This window comes from Rhodococcus sp. MH15, from assembly GCF_019266045.1.
GTDB classification, from domain to species: Bacteria; Actinomycetota; Actinomycetes; order Mycobacteriales; family Mycobacteriaceae; genus Rhodococcus_F; species Rhodococcus_F qingshengii.
On sequence record NZ_LPNP01000080.1, the window covers coordinates 215,401 to 226,890 of the forward strand.

7 protein-coding genes are annotated in these 11,490 nt (G+C 61.7%); 5 read left to right on the forward strand and 2 right to left on the reverse strand.

The window, feature by feature from the left end; all coding sequences use genetic code 11:
* Positions 1-11 precede the first annotated feature (11 nt).
* The 5 genes from ATN37_RS23785 to ATN37_RS23810 all read left to right on the forward strand — a co-directional run bounded on the left by ATN37_RS23785 (position 12) and on the right by ATN37_RS23810 (position 8,655).
* Positions 12-1,082, forward strand: coding sequence for an AAA family ATPase (locus ATN37_RS23785; protein WP_031330719.1), 1,071 nt, complete (start codon positions 12-14; stop codon positions 1,080-1,082).
* Positions 1,079-3,265 (forward strand): DUF5682 family protein, encoded by a 2,187-nt coding sequence (locus ATN37_RS23795; protein ID WP_308125232.1) that lies wholly within the window; start codon positions 1,079-1,081, stop codon positions 3,263-3,265. The genes ATN37_RS23785 and ATN37_RS23795 overlap by 4 nt, the downstream gene beginning before the upstream one ends.
* Entirely contained in the window at positions 3,262-4,425 is a 1,164-nt protein-coding gene (locus ATN37_RS23800) for a VWA domain-containing protein (RefSeq protein ID WP_047269390.1), read from the forward strand. Before ATN37_RS23795 ends, ATN37_RS23800 begins: the two co-directional genes overlap by 4 nt.
* A gap of 42 nt (positions 4,426-4,467) precedes the next feature.
* Positions 4,468-6,090, forward strand: coding sequence for an MFS transporter (locus tag ATN37_RS23805; RefSeq protein WP_218695695.1), 1,623 nt, complete (start codon positions 4,468-4,470; stop codon positions 6,088-6,090).
* A 237-nt stretch (positions 6,091-6,327) separates the two neighbouring features.
* Complete coding sequence (locus ATN37_RS23810; protein WP_042446441.1) at positions 6,328-8,655, forward strand: bifunctional diguanylate cyclase/phosphodiesterase; 2,328 nt, start codon at positions 6,328-6,330, stop codon at positions 8,653-8,655.
* Between the two features lies 1 nt (position 8,656).
* Here the strand turns inward: ATN37_RS23810 and ATN37_RS23815 are convergent, their stop codons facing one another.
* A complete protein-coding gene (locus ATN37_RS23815) occupies positions 8,657-9,781 on the reverse strand; it encodes a GGDEF domain-containing protein (protein ID WP_076948643.1) in 1,125 nt (374 codons plus the stop codon).
* A 121-nt stretch (positions 9,782-9,902) separates the two neighbouring features.
* Positions 9,903-11,342 carry an amino acid permease gene (locus ATN37_RS23820; protein ID WP_218695696.1) on the reverse strand — a complete coding sequence of 480 codons (1,440 nt, stop codon included), beginning with the start codon at positions 11,340-11,342 and terminating at the stop codon, positions 9,903-9,905.
* Between the last annotated feature and the right edge of the window lie 148 nt (positions 11,343-11,490).

Below are 11,490 nucleotides of genomic sequence, written 5' to 3' on the forward strand. Positions count from 1 at the left end.
CGGCAAAGCTGATGCGGCCCCACGCAGAGCAGGAGTACGCGCTCGAACTCGAAGCACTGGCCGCGCAGGACACCCGTCCGCGTCCACCGTCGTGGAACTTGTCGCCCTGGGCCGTCGTGACGTATCTGTTGGGTGGCACTCTCGACGACGGAACCGTCATTTCGCCGAAGTACGTCGGTCCACGGCGGTTGATGGAAGTGGCCGTCGCAACTCTTGCCACCGACCGGGCGCTACTGCTGTTGGGGGTTCCCGGTACGGCCAAGACCTGGGTCTCCGAACACCTTTCGGCCGCAATCTCGGGTGCGTCGACGCTCCTGGTTCAAGGCACGTCGGGTACGCCCGAGGAAGCTATCCGCTACGGCTGGAACTACGCACGTCTTCTCTCCGAGGGGCCGACCGCCGGTGCGCTGGTGCCTTCTCCCGTGATGACGGCGATGGAAACCGGGAAGATCGCCCGCGTTGAAGAGTTGACGCGTATCCCGGCCGACGTGCAGGACGCCCTCATCACCATTCTCTCCGAGAAGACGTTGCCGGTGCCGGAGCTGGGCATCGAGGTGCAGGCAGCCAAGGGCTTCAACCTGATCGCTACCGCCAACGATCGCGATCGCGGTGTCAACGACCTGTCGTCCGCACTGCGTCGACGGTTCAATACCGTAGTCCTCCCTTTGCCGGCCAGCGAGGAAGACGAGGTGGCCATCGTGGCACGTCGAGTCGAACAGCTGGGCGCAGCACTGGAATTGCCGACAACCCCCGCAGCAGCCGAGGAAATTCGCCGGGTCGTCACCGTGTTCCGGGAACTGCGATCAGGCACGACCACCGACGGCCGCACCAAGTTGAAGTCCCCGTCCGGAACTCTGTCGACGGCGGAGGCGATCTCGGTGGTCACCAACGGTTTGGCGTTGTCTGCGCATTTCGGGGACGGCGTACTGCGGGCATCCGACGTCGCTGCCGGAATCCTGGGCTCGGTGATCAAGGACCCGGTCGCAGACAAGGTGGTGTGGAACGAGTACCTCGAGGCAGTAGTGCGTGAACGCGGCGAGTGGTCCGACTTCTACCGGGCGTGCCGCGAGGTCACCGGGTGACCATCGTGATTCCGGACCTGCGTGTCCGGGTCTTCGGTATCCGTCACCACGGCCCGGAATCTGCTCGTTCGGTTCGGCAGGGCCTGGAAGAGTTCTCGCCTGACGTCGTCCTGATAGAAGGGCCTTCGGACGCAGACCCGTTGGTGATGCTGGCGGCGTCGGAATCGATGAAACCGCCGATTGCGTTGCTCGCGTACGCCACTGGCGAACCGTCGAACGCGGCATTCTGGCCGTTTGCGGTGTTCTCACCCGAATGGCAAGCGCTGCAGTGGGCTGCGAAGAACGGTGTGCAGGCACGGTTCTGCGATCTGCCCGCCTTCAACGTGTTGGCGGATCAGGGGATTCGTACTGTCCGCGAGGGCGATCCTCTGTCGGAACTGGCCGCGGCCGCGGGTTTCGACGACACCGAGCGCTGGTGGGATTCGGTGATCGAATCGAGCTCGGGCGCAGATTCTTTCGATGCGATCACCGAGGCGATGGAGGCGCTGCGTGAGACAGTGCCGATCGACGAGGAGACGGCGCATCGCGAAGCGTATATGCGTCAGGTGCTGCGAAAGACGTTGAAAGATGGCGCTGAGCGGGTAGCGGTCGTCTGCGGAGCCTGGCACGCGCCGGCGTTGGTCGGAGCCTTGGGGCCGGCGGCACCCGATGCTCGCATCCTCAAAGGAATGTCCAAGGTCAAGACCTCGCTGACATGGGTTCCCTGGACTCACTCACGCCTGGCGTCGGCATCGGGTTACGGCGCCGGAATCACCTCGCCGGGTTGGTATCACCACCTGTTCACCGCGAACGACAAGACGATCACGCGGTGGCTCACCAAAGTTGCGCGGGTGCTCAGGGACGAGGACCTTCCGATCTCGAGTGCTCACGTCATCGAAGCTGTCCGTTTGGCAGATACGTTGGCGGCACTGCGTTCTCGACCCTTGGCGGGATTGTCGGAGGTCACCGAGGCAACGAGGTCGGTGATGTGCGACGGGAACGACGTTCTTCTGGATCTGATCACGCGAAGATTGGTTGTGGGCGAAGCGCTGGGCGCGGTGCCCGAGGAAACTCCGACAGTCCCACTCGAAGCAGACCTGCGCGCACGCTCGAAGACCTTGCGGCTCAAACAACAAGCGGGAGCAAAGACTCTCGATCTGGACCTGCGACGCGATATCGACGTCGAGCGTTCCCAGTTCCTGCACCGACTGGGGATCCTCGAGATCGATTGGGGAACCCCGGCCGACAGTGAGGTCCGTTCCACCGGAACGTTCCGGGAGACTTGGGCGCTGCAATGGAAGCCCGAATTCTCGGTCTCGGTGATCGAGGCGTCGCTGTGGGGCACGACGGTGGCTGCAGCGGCAACATCACGTGTCGTCTCGAAGATCAACGAGCCGGACATCTCCCTCGCGTCACTGATCGGACTACTGGAGAACTCGCTCCTGGCGAACCTGCCGGCAGCGTTGTCCGCTGTGCTGGAAAGTGTGAAAACGGTTGCGGCACTGGATCATGACGTGTCGCACCTGATGGCGGCGCTGCCCACGCTGACGCGAACGCTGCGGTACGGCGATGTGCGCGGAACCGACGTGTCGGCATTGGTCGACGTCGCCGACAGCCTGTTGATCCGCATTTGCACCGGCCTCGCAGTCGCCGTCACGGGCCTGGACGATCCCAGTGCCGAGGAGTTTCGCGAACACCTCGACAAGGTTCACTCGGCAGTCATGGTTCGAGACGATCGCGATGCGAGCGCACGGTGGCTGCAGGCCATGGCCGGCGTGATCGACCGTGACGACGTCAACGGATTACTCGTCGGCCGGATGGTGCGGCTACTGCGCGACAGCGGTTCGATCACGGAAACCGCTGCAGCCCAGCGCTTGTCTCGGGCCCTGTCCGTGGGAAGCACGCCGACCGCCAAAGCCGGGTGGGTCGACGGGTTTCTCGGTGGAGGAGGGCTTGTGCTCGTTCACGATCGAGCGTTGCTCACGCTGATCGACACGTGGGTTCGCCAACTTCGTGAGCAGGACTTCATCGACACGCTTCCACTGCTTCGACGTACGTTCGGAGCGTTCGAGGCGGGGGAGCGTCGAGCGATCGGTCAGGCGGTCAGAGGCGGCCGACGCGTCGAAACTACAGTGGAGACCGATGCTCGACGCGGCAGAGCGGCAATGGCGGTCGTTGCGGACATCTTGGGGGTGGGCGCATGAGCGACGACGATCAGCGCCTTCGACGCTGGAGACTGATGCTCGGGGAATCCGCCGAAGAATCGACGGGTGGGCTGGGCCAGCCGGGCGAGCGTCGAATGGATGCAGCTCTTGCCGCACTCTACGATTCGTCCGGCCCGACCAAGGGGCGACGCCGCTCAGCCGGATTGGGGGCGTCGGCTCCGTCCGTCGCCAGATGGCTCGGCGATATCCGGACGTACTTTCCCAGCACGGTGGTGCAGGTGATGCAGAAGGACGCGATCGACCGACTGGGTTTGGCGCAGTTGCTGCTCGAACCGGAACTGCTCGATGCCGTCGAGCCCGATGTGCATTTGGTCGGGACGCTGCTGAGCCTCAACCAGGTCATGCCGGAGGCCAGCAAGGCAACTGCTCGAATGGTCGTCGGCAAGGTGGTTCGGGAAGTCGAAGAGCGAATCGCGCAAAAAACGAAGGCCGCGGTGACCGGGGCTCTCAATCGTTCGGCCAGAACGTCGAATCCGAAGTTGCGTGACATCGACTGGGACCGAACCATCCGAGCAAATCTGTCGCACTACCTTCCGGAGTATCGAACCGTCGTCCCCGAGCGGCTCGTAGGATACGGCCGCAAGTCGAAATCCGTGCAGCGCGACGTAGTCCTGGCGATCGACCAATCGGGTTCGATGGCGTCCAGCGTCGTCTACGCATCCGTGTTCGGCGCGGTGTTGGCGTCGATGCAGGCGCTGAAGACTTCGCTCGTGGTTTTCGACACTGCCGTCGTCGACCTGACGGACAAACTGTCCGACCCAGTCGACGTCCTTTTCGGGACCCAACTTGGTGGGGGCACGGACATCAACCGCGCAATCGCGTACAGCCAGTCACTGATCTCGCGTCCTGCCGAGTCGATGTTCGTTCTGATCTCGGACCTCTACGAGGGCGGTATTCGCAACGAGATGTTGCGCCGCATGGCCGCCATGAAGAACTCCGGCGTTCAAGTCGTGGTTCTACTGGCACTCTCGGACGACGGGGCACCGTCGTTCGATCACGACAATGCAGCGTCGCTGAGTGCCCTCGGGATTCCCGCGTTTGCGTGCACGCCGGACAAGTTTCCGGAACTGCTGGCGGTGGCTCTGGAACGCGGGGACGTGTCGGCTTGGGCGGATCAGCTCAGCCTCGAACAGCACTGACCGGTCTGCTTCGAGGACCTGAACACCGGGTACACCCGCACGATGGGTGACGGACAGGTTGCTGGTTCGACGACGCAGGCGGGTTCAGGACTAGTTCTCACGGTGTTGGCATCCAGCCAATTCCTGATGACGTTGGACAGTTCGGTCATGAACGTTTCGATGGCAACCGTCGCCGAGGACGTCGGCACGAGCATCACCGGCATTCAAACCGCGATCACGCTGTACACCCTGGTCATGGCGACGCTGATGATCACGGGCAGCAAGCTGGGGTCGATGATGGGTCGTCGCCGGGCCTTCGCGCTCGGCTTGATCATCTACGGCGCTGGTTCTCTGACAACGGCGCTCGCTCCCAATCTTGCGGTCCTGCTGATCGGATGGTCGTTCCTCGAAGGCGTCGGTGCGGCACTCATCATGCCCGCGATCGTCGCGCTCGTCGCCACCAACTTTCCGGCGCAGAAGCGCCCGGCTGCCTACGGTCTGGTCGCTGCCGCCGGCGCGATGGCCGTGGCGGTCGGGCCGCTGATCGGCGGCGCCGCGACGACATTTGCGTCATGGCGTTACGTGTTCGTCGGCGAAGTCGTGATCGTTGTCCTGATCTTGCTGGTGCTGAGCAAGGTGGTCGACGTCCCACCGTCGAAGTCGCGCCTCGACTACGTCGGATCGATCTTGTCCGTGGTCGGGCTGGGCATGATCGTCTTCGGCGTACTGCGCTCGAGCGAGTGGGGTTGGGTGCAGGCCAAACCCGACGGACCGCAGCTGGTCGGGCTTTCCCCGGTGGTGTGGCTACTGATCGCCGGGCTCCTGGTCGTGTACGGATTCCTGCGCTGGGAGGGACGCCTGGCCGCTGCGGGGAAGGAGCCGTTGCTTGATCCGGCGATGCTGCGAAACCGCGAGCTCAGTGGCGGACTTTCCATGTTCTTCGCGCAGTTTCTGGTGCAGGCGGGCGTGTTCTTCGCGGTTCCTTTGTTCTTGTCCGTAGTTCTGGAACTCAGCGCTCTCGAGACCGGAATTCGCATCCTGCCGTTGTCGGCGGCGCTCGTCGTGGCGGCGATCGGTATTCCGAAGCTACGGCCTACCGCGAACCCGCGACGCGTGGTCCGAGTCGGATTGTTGGTCATGGTCGTCGGCATTCTGATGCTCGTTGCAGGCATGGACCCCGGCGCCAATGCGGCGATCGTGATGCTTCCCATGCTGTTCATGGGTTTCGGCTTGGGGTGCCTGTCTTCGCAGCTCGGAGCCGTCACGGTGTCCTCGGTCCCGGACGAGCGCAGCACCGAGGTCGGCGGGTTGCAGAACACCGCCACCAACCTCGGCGCTTCCTTGGGAACTGCCCTGATCGGATCGGTTCTCATTGCCACTCTCACGACGTCGGCGATCGCCGGAATCGAAGACAATCCGGCGGTTCCGACATCGGTGCAGCAGCAAGCGAGCACCGACATGGCCTCGGGCGTGCCGTTCCTGTCGACGACGCAACTCCGATCCGCTCTCGATGACGCCGGCGTCGCCGAGTCCACGGCGGATGCGATCGTGGACGTGAACGAAGAAGCCAGGCTGGACGCGTTGCGTGTCGCTTTTGCCGTGGCAGCGCTGCTCGCAATCGCCGCGTTGTTCCCGACCGCTCGAATCCCCCGCGTCGCGGTCGGCGACAAACATGGTTCGAGCTAAGAATCAGCAATCGCGGATCGACCTGGACGATCGACGGAACGACCTCTGGATATAGTGATCTGCGCACAATCGATTCGTCAGATGGCTACCGTTGTGAAGGAAACAAGCAGCGAGTCTGAAACACTGACGTTTCACCGGATAAGGGTTCGGTGGGGAGCCAGGGGAGGTTCGGATGGCCAGGCGAGCGGATTCGACGCCCGCTGATGGCGCCTGCGCAGATGTCGGGATGCCTCGCTGATGAGCCGTCCGAGTCGATTGGGCAGGCAAGATCCTGCTTCGGAGGCCGACTGCAACAGCCTGTTTCGCCGTCAGATAGACGAAGCTGCAGCCGTCGCGCCGTTCGCCAATCTTGCGTACATGGCGAGTTTGGTCGTGATTCTGACCTACACCGTCCCGCCCGGACGTCAGACGCTCAGGTGGTTGGGTGGCGCCCTCATCTTTCTCGTCCTCGCGAATTCGATCCGAGTATGGATTCCCCTTCGCTGGCGGCCGTCGAAGCACACCCCGCGCTACGACTACGTGGGTCTGCTCGTCGAAGTGATCGTGGTCGCGACCCTCGACGTCACACTTTTCGCTCTGCTCTTTCACGACATGGACGTCTTCCGCGACTTGGTTCTGATCGCGACGATGGCCGGGATCATGGGCGCCGGGACCGTGACGTTCTCGAGTCTGAGATCGGTGAGCCTGACCTGGATCTACATTCACGGCCTCGGCGTCTTCACTGTTCTCGTCGTCCACGCCGAACCCCACTTTCGCATACTTGCGATTCAGTTGTGCATCTACATGTTTGCGCTCACCGTAGGGGCGGTCTATCTGTCGGCCTCTTTCCAGAGACGTTGTCTCGCAGAGTTTCAGGCGGAATCCGAGCGTCAGACTGTGGCGTTGTTGCTCGACGGTTTCGAGGGCGGTTCCCGCGACTGGCTGTGGGAGTGCGACACCAACGGCCGGTTCTCCCACACCTCGGCACGTCTCGCCGAGGTCGCAGGTATGACGGTGGACGAGTTGCAGCAACTCACCTTCGGGCAACTCCTCACCAGACTCCAGATCGCATCGAGTCCGGAGGGGCGTGCGGCCGCGGCCCAGATGATCGACAAACTCGAATCGAGTGCTCCCTTCCGGGACACCGTCGTGCCGGTGCATGTCGACGGTAGGCGACGCTGGTGGTCTCTTTCCGGCAATCCACGGGTCCTCGAATCCGGCGTGATTCTGGGTTGGCGCGGTGTCGGTTCCGACATCACGGAGAGGTATGTCCACGAGCAGGAGATCCTTCGCCTTGCGGCCACCGACTCGTTGACCGGGTTGCCGAACCGTCGTGCGTTCGGAGTGGCACTCGAGGAAGCGATCGATTCCCGCGCGCCGGAGAAGCAGGTTCTCGTCGGGATTCTCGACCTCGACAACTTCAAATCGGTGAACGACACCCTTGGTCATCCGATCGGGGACCAATTACTTCTCGAAGTCACGAAACGCCTTCGCGACGTGATCGGTTCGGACATGTGCTCGCGGATGGGCGGTGACGAATTCGGGCTGATCGTCTGCACGTCTTCGCGCGACGATCCCGGTGTGATCTTCGATCGGTACCTGGAAGTGCTGCACGAACCATTCTTCGTCGAAGGCAATCGGATCGAAGTGCGGGCCACGATCGGTTACTCGAGCGCGCCCGAGGATTCGACGGACGCCGACGGATTGGTGATGCTGGCGGATCTGGCTCTGTACGAGGCGAAGTCGACGGGACGCAATCGAGTGGGCAAGTTCTCACCGCTGCTGCGGGCGAGGGCATCGGCGCGGGCGACGGCGTTGCACGAGCTGGACAGAGGGATCGAGGAAGGGCAGTTCGATCTCCATTACCAGCCTCAGGTCGACACTCAGACCGGTGAAGTGGTGGCCTTCGAGGCTCTTCTTCGGTGGAACCATCCCAGCCGCGGCCTCATCGGGCCCAGCCAGTTCATCTCGGTGGCGGAGGAAACCGGAATGATCATTCCCCTCGGTGCGCAGGCAATGGCGATGGCGACCGCCGCCGCTGCGGGGTGGCCGACCGGAATTGGCGTCTCGGTCAACGTTTCACCAGTGCAGTTGGTGTCGCGAGAGTTCGGTGCGATGGTGAAGAAAGCGCTGACGGATTCGGGCTTGCCTCCGCAACTGCTGCAGCTCGAAATCACCGAGACAGGTGTTGTGGACGATCGCGCGATCCGGGATCTCTACAAGCTGCGTGAGCTCGGGGTTACCGTCGCACTCGACGATTTCGGCACCGGCTATTCGTCCTTCGCCACGCTCCAGAGACTTCCAATCGACGTTCTCAAGATCGATCGAATGCTGGTCACCGACTCGGACGATCCGAAGATGTCCGTGGTGAAGTCCATTGTCGAATTGGCCGCGGCCCTCGGTATGAAATCGTTGGCCGAGGGCGTGGAGACCATCGAGCAGTTCCGCCGCGTCCAGTGGGTCGGGTGTGACCTGGTCCAGGGTTACCACATCAGCAAGGCTCTGACCGCTGAGCGCGTCGATGTGTATCTTGCCGCGACGGACACGGAAACCGGGCGCAGCGTCCACCCACTTACGTGGCTGTGAATCAGATCTGAGCCGAGCGGATCGTATTACCGCCTGCCGCTTTCGCTTGATACATCATCGAATCCGCGACATTTGTCGCCGCCAGGATTGCGGAAGCACCGCCGCTCCACGCCTTCGATTCGGCGGTCATCATCACCGCTCCGACGCTCACCGTTGTGGGGATCGCGTCGGAACAATCCGACAGCGCCGCGTTTATCCCTTCGATCAACAGGGTTGTCGATTCGGGATCGCCGGCGATGACGGCCAGGTATTCTTCCCCGCCGGTTCGAGCGATGACTCCGCGTTCGCCGAGATGTGTGCTCAATCGGTTCGCGGTTCTCCTGATGACATGATCGCCTTCGGCATGACCGTGAAGATCATTCACTGTTTTGAATTTGTCGATATCGACGACGATGAAGGCGAGAGATGAAGAATCGTCTCGGGCGCTCTCGAAGAGATCGCCGACTGCCCCTTCCAGTCCCCGACGGTTGAACAGTCCAGTGAGGGGATCCCGGTCCGAATACTGGGCATCGCGGTAGAGAGTGCGCCAAGTCAGGTGCGCAAAAATGGGAACGAGTGTGACAGCTCCGAAAAGAACGGTGCCGCGGGCCAGAAGCGTCGTGATATCGACGTCGCCTTCCAGATATGCAAGAACGAAAACGGTGGTCGTGACGGTCGTCGACCAAACGACATGAGCGACAAGCCACTTTGCGCTGACAAAAAGCGTCGCAAAGGTTCCGGTGACCGCGAAGACGATGCAACCGAACGTCCCGGACGAGCGATCCGGCACCAGGAGGACGGCAGCCGCGATCCCGAGATCTGCGAATATTCCGAATGCAAGCAACCCCCGGCGTCCGGGAAACGGTTGTGTGAACCAGCATGCGGCGATTCCCACACACGTACAGATCATGAAAATCGAAAGAGCTTTGCCGGGTGTGGTCGGCGGCGTATCCGGACCGATCAATTTGTAGAAAGCGGACAGTCCGAAGATGATCGTCATCATTCCGAGCAAGGTTCGAAAGATCGGAATGATTGCCCGGCCGGATCTCTGGTGCTTTATCCACTCGTAGTCGTGTGGTTCGTTGAACCATTCGTGAAGTGTTCGCCAAGAACTGTGCCCCTCGGAGGCGATGACAGGGCTCGGCATGCTGTCCATTTTGCCTTGAATTTAGGTAAAGAGAAAATCTATGTTCGACCGCTTCCATCGGATCGGCTCTTTTCGGGGAAGAGGTTCAATTATCGAGTCGAGCGCTTACTCGATGCTTGTTTCAAGCCTTCTTCGAACTGCTGTGTGCGTTGTTCGAGGCGGTCGCGAACGATCCGACTTTTCGCGTACGAGACTTTCTCACGCCGTAAGCGGCGAGGATGACCCCCAGCGCGACCAGGCTTTGGACGAATTCCGCGCGCGTGGGTTCGTTGAGCCCCATTCCCACCAGGATCACGAGAATCAGACCAGTGACCACTATCGGCAGGCCGGGATACAACCAGACACGGAATTTCAGAATCTCGGGGCTTTCGCGTTCCCATCGGCGTCGGAGGCGTAGTTCGGATACACAGATCAGGATGTAAACGAACAAGCAGATTGCGCCCGACGAATTCACGAGGAACAAGAAAATCGTATCCGGCCAGATGTAGCCGGCCGCGATACAGAAGTACCCGGCCACGGTGCAGGCGAGTACGCCCTTCACCGGCACGCCGCGGCTGTTGGTCCGTGTCATCCAGGCCGGCGCGTCGTTGTAGACGGAGAGTGCGAAGAGCATCCGTGACGCCGTGTACAGGCCGGAATTGAGGCAGGACAGCACCGCGACCAGAACCACGAGATTGAGAATGTCGGCGGCGCCGGGAATTCCGAGCAGGTCGAGTGCGGAGATGAACGGAGAATCGCCGACGACGAACGAATCCCACGGCAGCATCGTCACGAGGAGGAAGGTGGCGACAACGAAGAAGGCGAGAATGCGGAAGACGACCGTGTTCGTGGCCCGCCTGATCGCTCCGGCAGGTTCGGCGGATTCCGCTGCGGCGATCGTGACAAGCTCGGCTCCGGTCATGGAGAAGATCACGGCGACAACGCCCACCAGTACGGGGGTGAAGCCGTTCGGCAGAAATCCTCCGTGGCCGGTCAGATTGCTGAAATCGACTTCATTGCCGGGCCAGATGCCGAAGACGAACAGACTGCCGAGCACGATGAAGCCGATGATGACGGCGACCTTGATACCCGCAAACCAGTATTCAGCCTCGCCGAAGTTGCTGACGGAGAGAAGATTGACCCCGGTCATCACCAACAGGAGTACCGCTGACATGAGCCAGAGCGGGACACCATGGATCCACCGGGAGAGCAAGGTTGCTCCGACGACGGATTCGATGCCGACGACGATCACCCAGAAATACCAGTAGAGCCAGCCAGTGGTGAAACCCGCCCAGTCGCCCAACGCCATGCGGGCGTATTCGGTGAACGATCCCGTACACGGCTTGGCCACGGCCATTTCGCCGAGCATGCGCATCACCAGGAACACGATGATCCCGCAGATCGCGCACGTGATGACTGCGCCGGGGCCGGCCTGGTTGATGATTCCGCTCAGACCGACGAAGAAACCGGCGCCGATGACGCCGCCCATGGAAAGCATGGTCAGGTGGCGCTTCTTCAAGCCTGTTTTGAGTGTCGAATGAACGCTGGCGGCTTCGGCTGTTTCGGTGCTGCTGTCGGGCATCTGGGCTCAGCTCCTATTGCATGACGCGATCAGTTCTTTCGGAGAGACGCTAAGCTCATCGTGTGATCCAGAACATGGACTTGATGTACAAATCTGAACTGGAAACTGTCAGTTCTGTCCACTGCCCATTTATCCACTGCCTTTCTGT